Genomic DNA, 17,885 nt, shown 5'->3' with positions numbered 1-17,885 from the left:
TTTCGGGTTGCAAAGGTAAGAAGCGCTCTGCTTCGTTTGCAAGCCCCGGAGCAACTTTTTTTTTGCGGCCCCGTCCTGGTAAACTCTAGCCGGTTCGCGTTTCGAACCGGGCTGCAAAGGCAGCCAACTGCGGGACCCGTTTGCAAGTTCCCGCCGCAAGTTTTTTCCTCGCCGCGCTTTCCGCTGTGCCGTTTCGGCGCGAAACGGAAGGCAAAGATCGGAACCCTTCGGCGTTCGTGTCAAGCCCGGCCGCAACTTTTTTTTCGCCGCTGGCCCGCCTCGCCGCTTCCTGCTGAATCGGGGTGCAAAGGTAACAACACCGAGTTGGAGAAGTCAAGAGACTTGACAGAAAAACTTTTCAAAATTTCCTCATTTGAGGTTTCAGCTGGCCGTTTGCCGAACTGGGATGACAAAGATAAGGCCCGCTTGCGCAATGTCAAGCGGGCCTTTGCACTTATTTTTCACCTATCGGCTAGTTCCGGTGGATTGTGCTCGTGCGGTCAGGGCCGACGCTAACGATGCTGACGGGGACTTGAAGCTGCTGCTCAAGGTATTGTACGTAAGCAATTAACTGAGCAGGCAGATTGGTAGGCTCCGAGATGTTGTCGAGGTTGGTCTGCCAGCCGGGCAGCGGGGTGTACTCGGGGGTGAGTTCCTGCAGTTCGGCGAGGTCGAGCAGATGCTCGGTAGTGCTGCCGTCGGGGCGCTTGTAATGAGTGCAGACTTGGATTTCGTCGAAATCGGAAAGCACATCGGCTTTCATCAGGTGGATTTCGGTGACGCCGTTCAGCATGATGGCGTAGCGCAGGGCCGGTAGGTCGATCCAGCCGCAGCGGCGGGGCCGACCGGTGGTAGAGCCGAACTCGCGGCCGGCTTGGCGAATCTTCTCCCCTACTTCGTCGTGGAGCTCCGTGGGGAAAGGGCCGCTGCCGACGCGGGTGCAGTAGGCTTTGCTGATACCGTACACCTTGTCAATGTGCTTCGGAGCGATGCCGAGGCCCGTGCAGGCGCCGGCTACTACGGTGCTTGAGGAAGTGACAAAGGGGTAGGTGCCGAAGTCGATGTCAAGCAGAGAACCTTGAGCGCCTTCGGCCAGGATGCGTTTGCCCTGGGCCAGCAGGTCGTTGAGAAGGTACTCAGTATCGGTGAGGCGGAGCTGACGGAGCTCTTCGACGGCCTCGAAGAAGATAGGCTCAGCTTCCTCGATTTCCAGCTCACGCTGGTGGAAGTTGGCGAGTTGGCGGTGCCGCTCGACAGCCTCCTTATACCGCTCCTTGAAGTTGGGGTGCAGGATATCCCCTACCCGGAGGCCGGTGCGGCCGATTTTGTCCTGGTAGGTTGGGCCAATACCTTTTAAGGTAGAACCTATCTTACCGCCGCCGCGGGCTTCTTCCCAGATACGGTCCAAGGCACGATGCGACGGCAGAATCAGTTGAGCCTTCTTGGAGATGTAGAGGTTGGCGGTACCATCGACGCCGCGGGCAGTGAGCTTGCGCAGTTCCTCGCGGAAGACGACGGGGTCGAGGACGACACCGTTGCCGACTACATTGATAATGTGCGGGTGGAAGATACCCGATGGCACCTGGTGCAGGACGTGCTTGGTGCCATTGAAGGTGAGGGTGTGGCCGGCGTTGGGGCCGCCTTGAAAACGAGCTACTACGTCGTACGTGGGTGCAAGCACGTCCACGATTTTACCTTTTCCTTCGTCGCCCCACTGGAGGCCAACGAGTACGTCTACGGGCATTTAGTTGGCGTTTTTGAGCAGGCTGGAGGCAGCTGCTTCGTCGTCGGCAATGGTAAAGATGGAGGTGAGTTTGGTCAGGGCCAGCATCTTACGCGGGTGCTCGGCGGGGTTGATCAGCACCAACTCACCGCCGCGGCTGCGAAACTTAGTCAGCAGCGACACCAAAACGCCAATGCCAGAGCTGTTGACGTAACGAACATTAGAAAGGTCGACGGAACAGAGCTTCACGGCTTCGTCGCCGAGATGCTGATCAACGGTCTGGAGGAGTTGCTGGGAGTCGGGGCTGCCAATCAGGTCGCCGGTCAGGCGCACTGACAGGATGCCGTCTTGCAGGTTGGCGTCAGTTCTCATTCGGTGTTGGTACGAGCGGCTTTGGCGCGGCAGTCGCCGCAAATGCCGTAAAGATTTAAGGAGTGGTGCAAGATATGGAAGTTCAATAACTCCCCGACCATGGTCTGGATACCGTGGATGCGCGGGTCGCAGAATTCCACAACCTTATGGCATTCGGTACAAATGACGTGGTCATGCTGCCGGTAGCCGTACGACTTCTCGTACTGGGCGAGGTTGCGGCCAAACTGGTGCTTGCTGACGAGGTGGTGCTCGACAAGCAAATCCAGCGTGTTATACACGGTGGCACGGCTGACCTGCACGCCGCGGTCTTTCATGCCGGCGTAGAGTTCTTCTACGTCGAAGTGGCCGGTGCGCGAGTATATTTCCTCCAGAATAGCGTACCGTTCGGAGGTTTTGCGCAGGCCTTTGCTTTCGAGGTAGGCGGTGAAGATTTTCTTTACCTCCTCGTACTTCTCAACATCGAGCATTTTGTGCTGCTATATATACTAAGGTGTACCAGCTATGTACCTGGACATGCTGAACGGGCAAGCTGTTAACCGGTTTAAGAACCGAACCGTTCGACCGACAAGACACCGCGCACCCGGCTGAGGCGCTGAATGAGTTTTTCGAGATGGGCCGTGTCGTTGACGAACACCATGATCTGCCCTTCGAACATACCGTCATCGGAGTCGATGGTGATGGAGCGCATGTTCACCTTCAGGCTATTGGAAATGATTTTAGTGACGTCGTTAACGAGGCCAACGCGGTCGGAGCCCTTGATGCGGATACCGGCCAGGAAAGCCAGCTCCAGTTGCTCGGTCCACTTGGCGCGCACGATGCGGTTGCCAAAGCTCGACATCAGGTTCGTGGCTTTGGGGCAAGACGTACGGTGAATCACGATGCCCTCGTCGGTTTCGAAGCCGAACACGTCGTCGCCGGGAATCGGATTGCAGCAGGTGGCAATGGTGTGCCGGATGGTATCGGTCTTCTCCCCTATCACCAGCATATCGGGCCGCACGCCGCGCAGCTTCTGCACCTCCTGGTCGAAAGCTTTCGGCTCGAGCATGGACGGGCTGCGTGGCACCGGCGTGGCCGGGTCAAACAGGCTCTCCTTGATTTCACGGCCGTCAATCTGCCCGATGGCCAAGCGGTAGTAAAATTCGGGCAGGTTATGCACGTTAAAGTGCGCCAGCAGGCGGTTCTGGTTGTCTTGGCTCAGTTCGATGCCTAGCAACTCGAACCGCTTCTCTAGCAGGAACTTCCCGTCTTCGGACTTGGCCCGCTTGTCGTCGCGCAGGTAATCCTTGATGCTGCCCCGCGCTTTCGAAGTAGTAACATAGCTGAGCCACTCCTCCGTCGGCCGCTGCTTTTGCGAGGTTAGAATTTCCACCTGGTCGCCGTTGCGCAGGCGGTAGCTCAGCGGCTCCAGTTTCTGGTTAACCTTAGCGCCGAGGCATTGCAGGCCGATGTGGGTGTGGATTTCGAAAGCGAAGTCCAGCGCCGTCGCGCCATCGGGCAGAATGATGAGCTTACCCTTGGGGGTGAAGATGTAAACCTCCTTCACGAAGAGGTTTTGCCGGAACTCGTCCATGAACTCCAGGGCGCTGGAGTTATTGGTTTCGAGCATCTCGCGCACCTTGTTGATCCACGCTTCCAGCGAAGACTCCGGCTGCACGGCCCCGGTGTCCTTGTACTTCCAGTGCGCTGCGTAGCCCTTCTCGGCAATGTCGTCCATGCGCTTGGAGCGAATCTGCACTTCCACCCATTGGCCGGTTTGCGACATGACGGTGGTGTGCAGCGACTCGTAGCCGTTGGCCTTGGGCGTACTCACCCAGTCGCGCAGGCGGTCTGGGTTGGGCTGATAAAAATCCGTGACAATGGAGTAGACGCGCCAGCAGGCCGCCTTCTCCTGCTCCGGGGGCACGTTGAGGATGATGCGAATGGCAAACAGATCGTAAACCTCCTCGAAGGGAATGTTTTGCTTGCGCATCTTCCGCAAAATGGAGTAGATGCTCTTGGGCCGGCCTTTGATTTCGAAATCAAAACCCTGGGCCTGCAGCTCGTCGTGGAGCGGCGCCACGAATTCCTTGATAAAGCGGTTACGCGCCCCGCGGCTTTGGCGCACCTTCTGCGTCAGGTCGCGGAAGGTTTCCGTATCGGTATATTTCAGGTGTAGATCCTCCAGCTCGCTTTTGATGGCGTAGAGGCCGAGGCGGTGGGCCAGCGGGGCGTAGAGGTAGATGGTTTCGGAGGCAATCTTGAGCTGCTTGTGGCGCGGCATCGAGTCGAGCGTCCGCATGTTGTGCAGGCGGTCGGCGATTTTGATGAGAATCACGCGCACGTCTTCCGACAGCGTGAGCAGCATCTTGCGGAAGTTCTCGGCCTGCTCGGAGGTGCCGTAGTCGAACACGCCCGAAATCTTGGTCAGGCCGTCGACGATGCGGGCGACCTTGGTGCCGAACTCCCGCTCCACGTCGGAAATTTCCCAGGGCGTGTCCTCCACCACGTCGTGCAGCAGGGCCGCCACGATGCTGGTGGTGCCCAGCCCGATTTCCTCCACCACAATCTGCGCCACGGCCAGCGGGTGCAGGATGTACGGCTCGCCGGACTTGCGGCGCATGTCCTTGTGGGCCTCCAGGGAGGTATTGAAGGCCTTTTTGATGAGCTTGGCGTCGCCCCCTTTCAGGTAGGGCTTGGCCGTGCGGAGCAGTTTGCGGTAGTGGCGCAGGATTTCCTGCCGCTCTACCTCCGGATCTATGAGAGTTGCCATTGGCGAAAAAGCACTGCGGGCCGCTTGCGGAAGGCGGCCGACGAAGGTACGAAAACCGCGCCCGGTGGGTCGGCTTCGCAAGGCCAGAGTAGACGGATGAACGGTTCGGCTGGGCGAAGGGCGGGTTGGGGCTTGGCGGTACTAGGTAGGATAACAGCGGATTGAAGCCGGGCGTTACCAACCGCTGCCAGGCCCGTTATCCTGGTTTACCCAATATCTGAACATTATGCGTCTGCTGAGAATATCGATCCAAGTTTCACTGTTAGCAGTATTGATGGGTTGCGACCCGGCACACTGCATTATGGCGAAAAACAAGACAAAGAATCAAGCTCCATTCATCTATACAACAATTGGTCCTGGTGGACGGGACGCCACAGTTGCGAGAACGTTAGATGGGCGTGGGAGGAAAAGTCGTTTTATAATCAATCACAAGATTAGATTGTGGCAGTATCAGCACGCGAGATTCCTCGACTTCGTTCGGAATGACGTGCTGGAATTACAGCAACGAAGCGGTAGAGATGCTTCGACTTCGCTCAGCATGACGACCTATATGTCGACCGCGATACCGCCTAAGTGCTAACTGGGCGCAAGGGTTTGATATTCCGCGGCACTTGCTTAGCTTTGCGGCCCCGCGGCGACCGGCCCGGCTAATGCGGATGTGGCGAAATTGGTAGACGTGCCAGACTTAGGATCTGGTGCCGCAAGGCGTGTGGGTTCGAGTCCCTCCATCCGCACCACTTCTCTGCCGTTTCGGCGGCAGCCTCGATGCAGGCCCTCAACACCCCGGCCCCGGTGCGTTGGGGGCTTGTTGCCTTTTTATCTAACTGGGCCAGCGGCCCGCTTACTTTTAACCTCCGACTCGTTTTGGACATCACCCTCGACAAAAAAGACGAACAGCAGGGCGCCCTGCTGACCGTGCGCCTCACGGAAGCCGACTACTCGGAAGCCGTAGAAAAGCAGATCAAAGACGTCAGCAAAAAGGCGCAGATCAAGGGCTTCCGACCGGGCAAGGTGCCCGTGGGGCTGGTGCGCAAGATGTACGGCAAGGGCGTGCTGGTGGACGAAATCAACCGCCTGCTGAATTCGTCGGTTGACGCCTATATCAAGGAGAACAACCTGCGCCTGCTGGGTGACCCGCTGCCGGTACCCGCCAACGTGGACTTCGACTCCCAGAAGGACTTCGAGTTCCAGTTTGAGCTGGGCCTGATTCCGGAGTTCACGCTGCCGACCGGCGACTCGTTCGAGGTGGAGCGTCCGAAAGTGGAGCTGGACCAGAACACGCTGGAGGAAACCTACGAGCAGATCGGCCGCCAGTTCGGCGAAAACACCAACCCCGAAACCTCGGAAGCTGGTGACTACATCTCGGGTCAGCTGAAGCAGGAAACCACCGAGTTTTCGCAGAAAGTGCTGCTGCCTACCAACAAGGTGAAGAACGGCGCTGACAAGTTCATCGGCATCAAAGCCGGCGACGTGGTGACCTTCGACCTGAAGGACGCTTTCGGCGGCGACGTATCGGCCATTGCCAACTTCTCGGGCCTCTCCAAGGAGCTGGCGGCCGGTGTGGAAGGCGAATACACCTTCGAAGTGGAGCAGATCCACCGCTCGAAGCACGCTGAGTACGACCAGGATCTGTTCGACAAGGTGTTCGGCAAAGACGCCGTGACCACGCGCGAGGAGTTCGATGCCAAAGTAAACGAGACGATTCAGCAGAACTACGACCGCGAAGCCGACAACGTGCTGAACCGTCGCCTGATCGACAAAATCGTTACCGAGACCGAAATCAACCTGCCCAAAGAGTTCTTCAAGAAGTGGCTGGTAGCCGCCAACCAGGGCAAGCTGACCAAGGAGCAGGTGGAAGAGCACTACTCCGACTACGAGAAAGAGTTGAAGTGGTCCTTGATCCGCAACAAAGTGGTGGAAGAGCAAGGCCTGAAGGTTTCCAACGAGGAAATCATGGACCGGACCATGGACAAGATCCTGGCCCAGTTCAACATGCCCGAAGTAGGCGAAGAGCTGCGCGAATCGGTGCGCGGCTTTGCCGACAACTTCCTGCGCCAGGAGAACGGCAAGAACTACGTGCAGGAGTACGAAGCCATTCTGGCAGAGAAAGTGCTCGACAACCTGCGTGGTCAGATTGTTGTTAAAGACCAGCCGATGACGGCCGAGGACTTCCGGAGCAACCCGCAGGCGTAATTTCCGCGCTGGGTTGATTCCCACTAAAAAAAAGCCCTTACTTCGTCGGAGTAAGGGCTTTTTTCGTACCCTTTGCTCCCCGGCCCTCGGGTCGGTATCACGCCGTACCAACCATTCTCCTACCTCTTCAGTCAATGCTGAACAAACAGGAATTCCGCAAATTCGCCGTTAAGGGCCAAGGCCTGAGCGGCTTGGGTGTCGATCAGTATCTGCACCACATCGAAGGGCAATCCAGCCATTTCGTCACGGGCATGACGCGCTCGGTTATCGAGGAGCGCCCGACGCGCTTCGCCGAAATCGACGTGTTTTCGCGCCTGATCATGGACCGCATCGTGTTCCTGGGCACGCCCGTCGACGATTATATTGCTAACATCATTACCGCCCAGCTCCTGTTCCTGGAGTCGGCCGACGCCAAGAAGGACATCCTGCTCTACATCAACTCGCCCGGCGGCTCGGTGTACGCCGGCCTGGGCATCTACGACACGATGCAGTACGTGGGCCCGGACGTAGCTACCATCTGCACCGGCTTGGCCGCTTCCATGGGAGCCGTGCTGCTGGCCGGTGGTGCCAAGGATAAGCGCTCGGCTCTGCCCCACGCCCGCGTGATGATTCACCAGCCCTCGGGTGGCGTGCAGGGTCAGTCGTCGGATATCGAGATTACCGCTCGCGAAATCCTCAAGCTGAAGAAGGAGTTGTACGACATCCTGGCCAAGCACACCGGCAAAACCTACCAGGAAGTGCACGACAACTCCGACCGCGACTACTGGATGCGCGCCGACGAAGCCAAAGAATACGGCATCATCGACGAGGTGCTGGAGCGCCACAAGCTGGAGAAGTAATTTCTCGGCGACGCTGAAATAATCAGGACGTCATGCTGAGCGCCGCCGAAGCATCTCTACCGCTTCGTTGCAGCCGTCAGCATGACGTTCTTGTATTTCAAAAATTAAGCTTGATGCGCCACGCTGACTTACCGGAACGCTGGAAAACCAAGATTCGGGAATATTTGATTGCGAAAGGGGAAACCAAGTATCATACGCTTGGGGCCTCCGATTTTCCTTCGGATAGCGTGGTTCGCATCAGATTTGAGGACGACTCTGCCGTTGATTTCAAGCACGCTTTTATACTGAAAGCGCCTGAGTGGCACGAATTGGCCGTTTTCACGGAACACTGCGGTTACCACTTGTTTCAGCTACATGACGACCTTGATCTGGTTATTCAACGAAGCAGTAGAGATGCTTCGGCAAGCTCAGCATGACGTTCTTTTTAGCCGGCTGAATTAGTTCTGACCAATTCGTTCAGCCAGTAATTCCGGCTGTTCGGCGACAAATTTATTGGAGCAGACGGCCGCTCATGCAACCGTCTCATTCTGAATGGTAACTTCAGGGTGAGACGGTTGTTCTTTTTGTAGAAGCCTACAGGTGCGGCACTTTTACTTGCACCGGGGGCGTTTGCGAATTCGTACCTTTGAGACCGTATTCGCCCTGGCACGGCTAATACAGTTAGTTTTTCGACTTTCCTTCGACAATGGCAGATATCACCTGCTCGTTTTGCGGCAAAAGCAAGCGCGAGGTTTCCATCATGATTTCCGGCATCAACGCGCACATCTGTGAGCGGTGCGTCGGGCAGGCGCAGCAGATTCTGAACGAAGAGAACAAGATTCGTTCGAACTCGAAGACGCCGAAGTTTAACCTCGTGAAGCCCCGCGACATGAAGGAATACCTCGACCAGTACGTGGTAGGCCAGGATGAAGCGAAGAAGGTGCTGGCCGTGGCGGTGTACAACCACTACAAGCGCCTGATGCAGAAGCCCGCCGGCAAGGATGACGTCACGATTGAGAAGTCGAACATCATCATGGTAGGCGAAACCGGCACGGGCAAAACCTTCCTGGCCAAGATGCTGGCCTCGGTACTGCAGGTGCCCTTCTGCATCGCCGACGCGACGGTGCTGACCGAAGCTGGGTACGTAGGCGAAGACGTGGAAAGCATCCTCACGCGCCTGCTGCAGGCCGCCGACTACAACGTGGAAGCGGCCGAGCGCGGCATCGTGTACATCGACGAGGTGGACAAGATTGCCCGCAAGAGCGACAACCCCAGCATCACCCGCGACGTGAGCGGCGAGGGTGTGCAGCAGGCCATGCTGAAGCTGCTGGAAGGCACCACGGTAAACGTGCCCCCGCACGGCGGCCGCAAGCACCCCGAGCAGAAGATGATTACGGTGAACACGGAGAACATCCTGTTTATCTGCGGCGGCGCCTTCGTGGGCATTGAGCGCATCATCAAGAGCCGCCTGAACACCAAGCCGCTGGGCTTCGCCAAGACGCTGCTGGACGAGAAGGTGGACACCAACAACTTCCTGCGCTACATCACGGCCCAGGACCTGAAGCAGTTCGGCCTTATCCCCGAGCTGATCGGCCGCCTGCCGGTGCTCACGCACTTGAACCCGCTGGACAAGGCCACCCTGCGCATGATCCTGACGGAGCCCAAGAACTCCATCCTGAAGCAGTACAACCGCCTGTTCGAAATGGAAGGCGTCACGCTGACGTTTACCGACGAGGCCCTGGACTACATCGTCGACAAAGCCGACGAGTACCGCCTCGGCGCCCGCGGCCTGCGCAGCATCTGCGAAAGCATCATGACCGATGCCATGTTCGACATGCCGTCGATGACGGATCAGACGGAGCTGGTTATCGACCTGGAGTACGCCCACGAGAAGTTCGAGAAGTCGCCGCTAAAGCAACTGCGGGCGGCGTAGATTTCCTGCAAAAAGCAGATAGCGGCTGGAAGGCACTACTTTCCAGCCGCTATCTGCTTTTTTATGGGTTTTAAGTCAGTCCTCGCCTGTTCCTTGCTGATCCTTTGGTGGCTCTGTTTGGGCTTCCTATGGTTTCTATATTATGCCTCCGGCCACCAGATACCGGCCTCAACTGATACGGCCTTCGCAATAGCTGCTTTGCTCTCCAGCATTGCCACGGCAAGCATCGTATGGATTTTGCGCAAAAGGAAATGAGATAATCTACCACGCGCTACAAATGCCACCGGGCCTCAGAATACTGTTTCTGAGGCCCGGTGGCATTTGGAATATCTAGTAGAGCTACTTCTTCAAATACCCCACCATCAGCTCCGCTGCCTTATCGGCCGCATTGGTGCGGCCGAGCTTCTCGCGGATTTCGGCGTAGCCGGCTTTTACCTGGCCGATGTACTGCTCATCATCGAGCAGGCGGTGCAGCTCAGTGACGAGGTTACGGGCAGTGAAGTCGCTCTGGATGAGCTCTTTCACGACCTGGCGGCCGGCAATGAGGTTGACCAGCGAAATGTAGGGCACCTTTACCACGGCTTTGCCGATGGCATACGACACGGCGCTGGTACGGTAGCAAACGACCTGCGGCACGTCGAACAGGGCCGTTTCCAGCGTGGCCGTGCCGCTGGTCACCACGGCTGCTTTGGCGTGGCGCAGCAGCTCGTAGGTCTGGTCATACACGATGCGCACGTTGATGCGCTCAAAGTGGTTGTAGTAGGCCGGATCGAGGTTTGACACGGCGGCCACCACGAACTGGTAATCCAGGAAGGGCGGCAGGATACGCAGCATCTCGAAGAGCATTTCCTCGATTTCCTGCTTGCGCGAGCCGGGCAACACCGCAATGATGGGCCGGGCCGGGTCGAAACCGTTGCGCTGAAAAAAGTCGTCGGTGGCGGGGTGTTCGTGCACGGCGTCGGCAGTGGGGTTGCCGATGTAGTCCACGTCGTAGCCGAAGCGCTGGTAGAACTCCCGCTCGAAGGGCAGGATAACGAACATCTTGTCGACCAGGGCCTTGATCTTGTGGACGCGGCCCTGGTTCCAGGCCCAGATTTTGGGCGAGATGTAGTAAAAGACCTTGATGCCGTGCGCCTTGGCAAACTTGGCCACCCGCAGGTTGAAGCCGGCGTAATCGACCAGAATCAGCACGTCGGGCTTGGCGGCCAGCAGGTCATCCTGGCATTCCTTCAGAAAGCGCCGGAACTTGAACACGCTGGTGGCCGCTTCGATAAAGCCCATGATGGCCATTTCCTGGTAGCGGTGCACCATGGTACCGCCAGCTTCCTCCATCATATCGCCGCCCCAGCACCGAAACTCGGCGTTGGCATCGCGCTGCTGCAGGGCACGCATGAGGCGGGCCGCATGGAAGTCGCCGGACCGTTCGCCGGCAATGAGGTAGTATTTCATTGTCAATTAAGAATTAAAAATTAAAAATTAAAAAATTGAACTGCCGTTCGATGCCCGCGGCCGGTGTGGCCTGCTACGGCACCAAACACGCCAGACGACTGGATTATTCCGCGCTGGCGTCTGAGCAATTCTTAATTTTTAATTCTCAATTTTTAATTGATTTACTCGCCGTAGTACTCGACGAAGTTGCGGGGCGTTTCGTAAATTTTGATGCAGTGCAGCTGGGCCGTGGCGGTGATGCCTGGCAACTCCCGCGCCAGAATCTGCCAGAAAGCCACCGCGAGGTTTTCGGTGCTGGCGAGCTTACCGGCCATGAAAGGCACGTCGAGGTTGAGGTTCTTGTGGTCGACGTGCCGGACGATGTGCTCGCGGATTAGCACGCTAAGGGCTTTCAAGTCCACCACGAAGCCCGTTTCGGGGTCTGGCTGGCCCTTCACCGTCACGATGAGGTCGTAGTTGTGGCCGTGCCAGTTGGCGTTGGCGCAAGGCCCGAACACCTCCTTGTTGCGCTCTTCGCTCCACTGCGGGTTGTAGAGTTTGTGGGCGGCGTTGAAGTGTTCCTGGCGGCTGAGGTAAATCATGGATTCGGATGCACGGAGGGGCTTAGGAGCACCACCGCGGCCGCGGCGTCGTGCCGCGCCGGCCTGGTCTGCGTCCTCAAGCCCCTTTTTTTCGCAGCAAATATACGAAGAACGGTACGCCGAACAGGGCCGTGACCAAGCCCACCGGCAAGCCCGCCGGCGGATTGAGCGCCCGGGCCAGCAGGTCGCAGCCGAGCAGGAAGGTGCCACCTAGCAGGGCGCAGAAGGCCACATTCAGCCGGCCCGTGACGCCCAGCAGCCCGCGCGTGGCGTGCGGCACAATCAGCCCGACGAAGCCCAGCGGCCCGCACAACGCCACTACCCCCGCCGTGATACCCGACGAAGCCAGCAGCAGCAGCCAACGCGTGCGGCCCACGTCGAGGCCCAGCGCGGCGGCCCGCTCCTCCCCCAGCAGCAGCACGTTGAGGTGATTCCGCAGCAGCCAGGCCGCCCCCATGCCGAGCAGCACGGCCACAGCCGGCCCACCCAATAGCGGCCAGCCGGCGCGCTCCAGGCTGCCCAGCCCCCAAGAAATGGCCGCCCGCAGCTGCGAGTCGGTTTGGGCCCGGAAGGTTATCAGGCCCCCCAGCGCATTCAGCAGCGACGACAGTGCCACGCCGGCCAGCAACAGCTGCGCGGGCACCAGCCGGCCGCGGCGCGTACCGATGCCGATGACCAGCAACGTAGCGCCCACTGCCCCCGCCAGGCAGCCAATGGGCACCAGCCAGGGCGTGACGGCGCTGGCCGTGGGCAGCAGAATGTTGATGATCAGCGCGCCGAGGGAGGCCCCAGAGGCCGTACTGAGCAGGTAAGGGTCGGCCAGCGGGTTGTTGACCATTGCCTGCATGAGGTAGCCGCTCAAGGCCAGGCCCCCGCCGGCCAACAGCGCCAGAATCAGGCGCGGCAGGCGCAGCTGCACCAGCACCACGTGCGCCGGATTGTCGGCGTCGTAGTGCTGCAGGGCCTGCCAGAAGGTGGCGTAATCGGCGCCGGGCACACTGCCCAGGCGCAGGCCGATGAGCAGCAGCGCGCCGGCCGCCACGGCCAGGCCCAGAAACAGCAGCGGCCCGCGGCGGCTCATGAAGTGGGGTGCAGCAGGCGGTACAACTCGCGCACCGATTCTACCACGCGGGGGCTGGGGCGGTCCATCAGGTCGCCGGTCACGCGGTACACCTGCCGCGTCTGGTAGGCCCGGATGCGGCGCAGCTCGGGGTACATGCGGAAGAAGGTGCTGTCCATCTGACCAAAACGCCCGCCGATGAGCACGTCGGGATTCAGCCGCAGGATGTATTCCCGCGTCAGGGCGGGGTACGGCTGCGGAAAGGTTTCGGCCAGCGCGTTCTGGCCACCGGCGAGGCGGATTTTATCGGTAAAGAGCGTATTGCGGCCGAAGGCGTAGATGGGGTCAGGCGAAATAACGGCCAGGGCCCGCGGCCGCAGGCCAGTGGTATCGGCGGCAATGCGGCCCAGCTCCCGCGCCAGCGAATCGGCCAGGCGCTTGGCCTGCGGTTCGCGGCCGAGCAGGCGGCCAAGGTCCTGGAGGCCGCGGAAAACGTCGGCCACCCGCTGGTAGCGCTGGTAGTAGACGGGAATGCCGAGCTGCTCCAGGCGGGCCGCATCCGCGGGGCTGGTAATGCCCTCGACGGTGAACACCACGTCGGGGTGCAGGGCCACCAGCGTTTCGAAATCCAGGGGGTAGCTGTTGACGACGGGTTTGCGCAACGCGGCGGCGGGGAAGTCGCACACCTGGGTGCGGCCTACGATGGTGGCGGTATCGGCCACGGCGTAGAGCATTTCCGTCATCGAGGCCGCCAGGGCCATGATGCGCCGGGGCGGCGACGGCAGCGTGATGGAGCGGCCCAGGTCGTCCTGTACCGTAAGGGCGCGGGCCGGCTCGCGGGCCGAATCGGGTGATTGGGAGCAGCCGGCCGCCCCTAGAGCCAGCAGCAGCGCGGAAAAGAGTCGACGCATGGTGCGGCAAAGGTAACCGGGAAGCGCGCCCCTGCTACATCAGGTAGAAGGCCTCCGGTTGATGCGGCTGCGGCACCTGCGGCTCCCGCAACAGCTGGCGCACGTTGATTTCGATGGTGCGGGCAATGGCCGACACCGGGGTATCGGTGGGCTTGTTGCTGAACGGGTCCTGCAGGTAGCGGGCCGTTTTTTCGAGCAGGAAGAAGACCGAGGCGACTACCGTCAGGGCTGGTATTTCGAGCAGGCCCACTTCCTCCACCAGCCCAAGGGAGAGGATGATCAGAAACAGGTAAATGAACAGGTGGATGAACAGCCGATACGTCACCGGAAATACCGTGCTCTTTATGCGCTCGGCCTGCCCCATGGCTTCGCACAGGCGCACCAGCGTAGCGTCCAGCTGCACCTGCTGGTAGGAGTTGATGGCGCCCTCGCGCGCGAGCGTGTTCAGATCTTCGGTGTGCAGCTGCAGCATAGCCAAAGGCTTGTTGCGCTGATCAGCCAAAGAAGCCAGCTCATCCGGGCTGACTAGCTTGTCGAGGCCGGCCAGCGCGTCGAGGCCGCGCAGGCTGTTGCCCAGGCTGTAGCACCACGCTATCTGGCGGTGGCCCAGGCGCCGCAACAGGGTGCCAGCAGCCCCGCCGGGCAGCTGGTTCGGGTCGATGAACTGGCGCAATTGCAGCACCAGGCTGCGCGAATCGTTCACGATGGCGCCCCAGACCTTACGCGCTTCCCACCACCGGTCGTACGACTGGTTCATGTTGAAGGCCAGCAACAGCGAAATAAAGCTGCCCAGAATGGTGGGCAGTTGCACCGGCACCGGTGGCAGGTAGCTGGCCACGTACATCTTAAGCGTCTGGAAAAGCAAGGAGAACATGATTACTCGAGCGACGTCCCACCGCACTTGGCGGAAGATATAACGCAACGGAATTTTGGTTTCTATCAGCATATGATACAGCCTGCACGTGAGCGTTTTGCCGAGTCCAACCGCCGAAATTCCTCGGTAAAGGCGTGTTTGGGCAACTTGGCATAGTCAGGGACAATACGACTGCAATGTGACAAACACTCATTAAAGTTGAATTAAATCGGTATTAACTACAGATTAGCCTTTCCCCAATTCGTGGTATAGAGCACGTTGCGGGCGTGTTCAAGCTCAAAACAAAACCGGCTACGCCCGGCCGCCGAGAAACTGCGTACTTCGCAGCACAGAACCCAACTCTGAGCATATGATTATCGTGACGGGCGCAGCGGGCTTTATTGGCAGCTGCCTGGTGAGCCGGCTCAACGCCGATGGCTTCAACGACGTGGTAGTGGTCGACAACTTCTCGGTGGAGCGCAAGCTGGCCAACCTGAAGGGCAAGCACCTGCGCGAGTACGTGGACCGCAACGAGTTTTTCGACTGGCTGGATAAAAACCACGAGGAAGTGGAATTCATCTTCCACCTCGGCGCCCGCACCGATACAGCCGAGCAGGACGTGGCCGTATTTGACCTGCTGAACCTGAACTACAGCAAGCAGATGTGGCAGGCGTGCGTGCGCTACCAGCTGCCGCTGGTGTACGCTTCCTCGGCCGCTACTTACGGCTCGGGTGCCCTGGGCTACTCCGACGACGAGGCCCTGCTGCCCCTGCTGCGGCCGCTGAACCCCTACGGCGAGTCCAAGAACGACTTCGACAACTGGGCCGTGCAGCAGTCGGGAAAGCCGTTTTTTTGGGCCGGACTGAAGTTTTTCAACGTGTACGGCCCCAACGAATACCACAAGGGCCGCATGGCTTCGGTGATATTCCACACCTTTCAGCAGGTGCAGCGCACCGGCACCATGGAACTGTTCCGCTCGCACAACCCGGAGTACGCCGACGGCGAGCAGAAGCGTGACTTTATCTACGTGCGCGACCTGACCGACGTGTGCGTTTTCCTGATGCATCACCGCCGCAACTCGGGCATCTACAACCTGGGGACCGGCGAGGCCCGCACTTTCCTCGACCTGGCCCTGAATACCTTCGCCGCCCTCGATAAGACGGCCGACATCAGCTTCAAGGACACGCCCGAGGACATCCGCGACACTTATCAGTATTTCACCCAGGCCGATATGAGCAAGCTGCGCGGCATCGGCTACGCGCGGCCGTTCACCCGCCTCGAAGACGGGATTCAAGAGTACGTGCGCGACTTTTTGCTGCCGGGCGCGTACCTGTAGCCCGACTTGCCACGCCCCTGTTTTGACTGCCGCGTGCTTTGTCCGGATTTTTCTCTTTTTTCGGACTAACTGCCCGCCGGCTGGCCGGGCTTATTCCCACGCATCATGTCGCGGCGCAGCATTGTCATCATTGGCGGAGGAGTAGCGGGCAGCCTGCTGGCCCTGCAGCTCACGCGCCTGCCCGGCGGCCCCTGGCCGCTCGATGTGACAATTGTGGAGCCGCGCCCGCACCTGGGCCCCGGCACCGCCTACAGCAACGACCGCCCCGAGTGGCTGTTGAACGTGCGCAGCAGTGGCCTGAGCGCCTTTCCGGACGAGCCCAACCACTTCGTGGAGTGGCTGAGCCGCCGCGGCATCGGCGACTGCCCGCACGGCTTCTGCTCCCGCCAGACCTACGGGCGCTACATCGAAAGCCTGCTGGAGCCGGCCCTGGCCAACCCAACGGCCAACGACGTGCGCCTGCAGTGGCTGCAGACACGTGCGGTAGCGGCTCAACCCTCCTTGAACGGTGGGCCGGTGCGCGTGGAGTTGGAAAATGGCCAGCAGTTGCCCGCCGATACGCTGGTGCTGGCACTCGGTAATTTTCCGCCGGCCATGCCCGTGCGGCCCGATACCAGCTACGCGCAGCACCCGCGCTTCCATGCCAATCCCTGGGCACCGGGCGCCCTGCGCGGCATCGGCCCCGACGATTCGGTGCTGCTGGTCGGCACGGGGCTTACCGCCGTCGATGTACTGATGGCCCTGCGCGCCGATCAGCACCGCGGGCCGCTGCTGGCCGTATCGCGGCACGGCCGCTGGCCCGCGGCGCATGCCCCCCAACCCGTGGTGCCTTACCCCAACTACTACGCGAGCCACGTAGCCGGCCACCACACGGTAGCGGAAGTGCTGCGCGTTGTGCGCCAACAGCTGGCCCTGGGCGCCGCGGAAGGCTTTGACTGGCGTGCCGTGCTGGATGCTTTGCGGCCGGACCTGGGCCACATCTGGGCCAGCTGGCCGCTGGCCGAGCAGCAACGCTTCATGCGCCACCTGGCCACGCTCTGGTCGACGATGCGCCACCGCAATCCGCCGCAAAATGCAGCCGTGCTGACCGAACTGCTCACCAGTGGACGCCTGCAGGTGCACAAGGGCCGGGTACAGCACCTGGCCCCGCACGGACCGGCTCAGCTGGCCGTGCAGGTGCGGCATCACCGCGCCCACCGTACGCTCGTTGCCGACCACGTGGTGCTGTGCACCGGCCCGTTGATGGATTACCAACAGCTCAACGACCCGCTGGTAGCCAGCCTGCGCCGCGCCGGCCTGCTGACGGCCGATGCAATGCGGCTCGGCATTGCCGCCGACGCCACCGGGGCCCTGCGCAACGCTGCAGGCGGCACCTCCGAGTACCTGTTCACGCTGGGTCCGAGCCTACGCCCGCTGTGGTTTGAGTCGACAGCGGTACCGGAACTGCGTAAGCAGGCGGCCGACCTTGCAACCGTGCTGGCCCGGCGCCACGCGGGCAACTCAGCTCCTTCCACCAGCACCGTGCAGCAGCTAACATAATGCAGCAGGCGGCCAGGGCTCCGACACTTGCGTATCAGTCGCTGCGTACAATTCAGGCAACAAAAAAGCGGCCCCGTTGGGGCCGCTTTTTTGTTGTCGCAGTCGTATCAGGCTGCTGCCGGATAGAGGGGACGAACGTCGGTATCGGGGAACATAGCCGGGGCCTCGGCGGGAACCTCCGTCTCTTGGGAGCGCCGCAGGGCGCGCATGAGCAGGTAACGGTAGCGTTCCGCATCGGCTAGGGCCGTTTCTACGGCGCGCAGGGCATCGTCGTACGTCACGACGGGTACCATTTCGGCGTCTTCACCGGTAGGATACGTCAGGTGAAAAACCGGCACGTTGAGGTAGTCAGCAGGTGCTTTCATAGA

The 17,885-nt window shown here is 60.1% G+C and carries 16 protein-coding genes and 1 tRNA gene; 7 read left to right on the top strand and 10 right to left on the bottom strand.

Going from position 1 to position 17,885, the window contains the following annotated elements:
- Nucleotides 1-472 precede the first annotated feature (472 nt).
- From ACYVKQ_RS21095 to ACYVKQ_RS21080, 4 genes are all read right to left on the bottom strand, one after another.
- Nucleotides 473-1,744 carry an adenylosuccinate synthase gene (locus tag ACYVKQ_RS21095; RefSeq protein WP_460677344.1) on the bottom strand — a complete coding sequence of 424 codons (1,272 nt, stop codon included), beginning with the start codon at nucleotides 1,742-1,744 and terminating at the stop codon, nucleotides 473-475.
- A complete protein-coding gene (locus ACYVKQ_RS21090; RefSeq protein ID WP_460677343.1) occupies nucleotides 1,745-2,095 on the bottom strand; it encodes an STAS domain-containing protein in 351 nt (116 codons plus the stop codon).
- On the bottom strand, nucleotides 2,092-2,562 hold the full coding sequence (locus ACYVKQ_RS21085; protein WP_460677342.1) for a Fur family transcriptional regulator: 471 nt from the start codon (nucleotides 2,560-2,562) through the stop codon (nucleotides 2,092-2,094). Before ACYVKQ_RS21085 ends, ACYVKQ_RS21090 begins: the two co-directional genes overlap by 4 nt.
- Before the next feature lie 74 nt (nucleotides 2,563-2,636).
- Nucleotides 2,637-4,844: a RelA/SpoT family protein gene (locus tag ACYVKQ_RS21080; RefSeq protein WP_460677341.1), complete on the bottom strand. Its 2,208-nt coding sequence runs from the start codon at nucleotides 4,842-4,844 to the stop codon at nucleotides 2,637-2,639.
- A 652-nt stretch (nucleotides 4,845-5,496) separates the two neighbouring features.
- Between ACYVKQ_RS21080 and ACYVKQ_RS21075 the strand changes: the two genes are divergently transcribed.
- The 5 genes from ACYVKQ_RS21075 to clpX all read left to right on the top strand — a co-directional run bounded on the left by ACYVKQ_RS21075 (nucleotide 5,497) and on the right by clpX (nucleotide 9,788).
- Nucleotides 5,497-5,581, top strand: a tRNA-Leu gene (locus tag ACYVKQ_RS21075).
- A 127-nt stretch (nucleotides 5,582-5,708) separates the two neighbouring features.
- On the top strand, nucleotides 5,709-7,037 hold the full coding sequence (gene tig, locus ACYVKQ_RS21070) for a trigger factor (protein WP_460677340.1): 1,329 nt from the start codon (nucleotides 5,709-5,711) through the stop codon (nucleotides 7,035-7,037).
- Between the two features lie 134 nt (nucleotides 7,038-7,171).
- Nucleotides 7,172-7,876 (top strand): ATP-dependent Clp protease proteolytic subunit, encoded by a 705-nt coding sequence (locus ACYVKQ_RS21065; protein ID WP_111479137.1) that lies wholly within the window; start codon nucleotides 7,172-7,174, stop codon nucleotides 7,874-7,876.
- 32 nt (nucleotides 7,877-7,908) lie between these two features.
- On the top strand, nucleotides 7,909-8,292 hold the full coding sequence (locus ACYVKQ_RS21060) for a hypothetical protein (RefSeq protein WP_460677339.1): 384 nt from the start codon (nucleotides 7,909-7,911) through the stop codon (nucleotides 8,290-8,292).
- Between the two features lie 269 nt (nucleotides 8,293-8,561).
- Nucleotides 8,562-9,788, top strand: a complete 1,227-nt coding sequence (clpX, locus tag ACYVKQ_RS21055; RefSeq protein WP_460677338.1) for an ATP-dependent Clp protease ATP-binding subunit ClpX — start codon at nucleotides 8,562-8,564, stop codon at nucleotides 9,786-9,788.
- Between the two features lie 339 nt (nucleotides 9,789-10,127).
- Here clpX and lpxB read toward each other — a convergent pair whose 3' ends face one another.
- From lpxB to ACYVKQ_RS21030, 5 genes are all read right to left on the bottom strand, one after another.
- The gene (lpxB, locus tag ACYVKQ_RS21050) at nucleotides 10,128-11,237 is read right to left on the bottom strand and encodes a lipid-A-disaccharide synthase (protein WP_460677337.1); all 1,110 of its coding nucleotides are present in this window, start codon (nucleotides 11,235-11,237) and stop codon (nucleotides 10,128-10,130) included.
- A gap of 161 nt (nucleotides 11,238-11,398) precedes the next feature.
- Nucleotides 11,399-11,818 (bottom strand): 6-pyruvoyl trahydropterin synthase family protein, encoded by a 420-nt coding sequence (locus tag ACYVKQ_RS21045; protein WP_460677336.1) that lies wholly within the window; start codon nucleotides 11,816-11,818, stop codon nucleotides 11,399-11,401.
- Nucleotides 11,819-11,894: 76 nt separating this feature from the next.
- The gene (locus ACYVKQ_RS21040) at nucleotides 11,895-12,899 is read right to left on the bottom strand and encodes a FecCD family ABC transporter permease (protein WP_460677335.1); all 1,005 of its coding nucleotides are present in this window, start codon (nucleotides 12,897-12,899) and stop codon (nucleotides 11,895-11,897) included.
- Nucleotides 12,896-13,789: an ABC transporter substrate-binding protein gene (locus ACYVKQ_RS21035; RefSeq protein ID WP_460677334.1), complete on the bottom strand. Its 894-nt coding sequence runs from the start codon at nucleotides 13,787-13,789 to the stop codon at nucleotides 12,896-12,898. Before ACYVKQ_RS21035 ends, ACYVKQ_RS21040 begins: the two co-directional genes overlap by 4 nt.
- Before the next feature lie 34 nt (nucleotides 13,790-13,823).
- Nucleotides 13,824-14,663 carry a bestrophin family protein gene (locus ACYVKQ_RS21030; RefSeq protein ID WP_460677333.1) on the bottom strand — a complete coding sequence of 280 codons (840 nt, stop codon included), beginning with the start codon at nucleotides 14,661-14,663 and terminating at the stop codon, nucleotides 13,824-13,826.
- Nucleotides 14,664-15,012: 349 nt separating this feature from the next.
- On the opposite strand from ACYVKQ_RS21030, the gene rfaD reads away from it, so the two are divergent.
- Both rfaD and ACYVKQ_RS21020 read left to right on the top strand, forming a co-directional pair.
- Nucleotides 15,013-15,978: an ADP-glyceromanno-heptose 6-epimerase gene (rfaD, locus tag ACYVKQ_RS21025; RefSeq protein WP_460677332.1), complete on the top strand. Its 966-nt coding sequence runs from the start codon at nucleotides 15,013-15,015 to the stop codon at nucleotides 15,976-15,978.
- Between the two features lie 105 nt (nucleotides 15,979-16,083).
- Complete coding sequence (locus tag ACYVKQ_RS21020) at nucleotides 16,084-17,517, top strand: FAD/NAD(P)-binding protein (RefSeq protein WP_460677331.1); 1,434 nt, start codon at nucleotides 16,084-16,086, stop codon at nucleotides 17,515-17,517.
- 107 nt (nucleotides 17,518-17,624) lie between these two features.
- On the opposite strand, the gene ACYVKQ_RS21015 is transcribed toward ACYVKQ_RS21020, so the two are convergent.
- Nucleotides 17,625-17,882, bottom strand: a complete 258-nt coding sequence (locus ACYVKQ_RS21015; protein ID WP_460677330.1) for a hypothetical protein — start codon at nucleotides 17,880-17,882, stop codon at nucleotides 17,625-17,627.
- Between the last annotated feature and the right edge of the window lie 3 nt (nucleotides 17,883-17,885).

It is taken from the genome of Hymenobacter coalescens (assembly GCF_054783195.1).
This window is presented reverse-complemented; position numbering and strand designations above follow the sequence as displayed.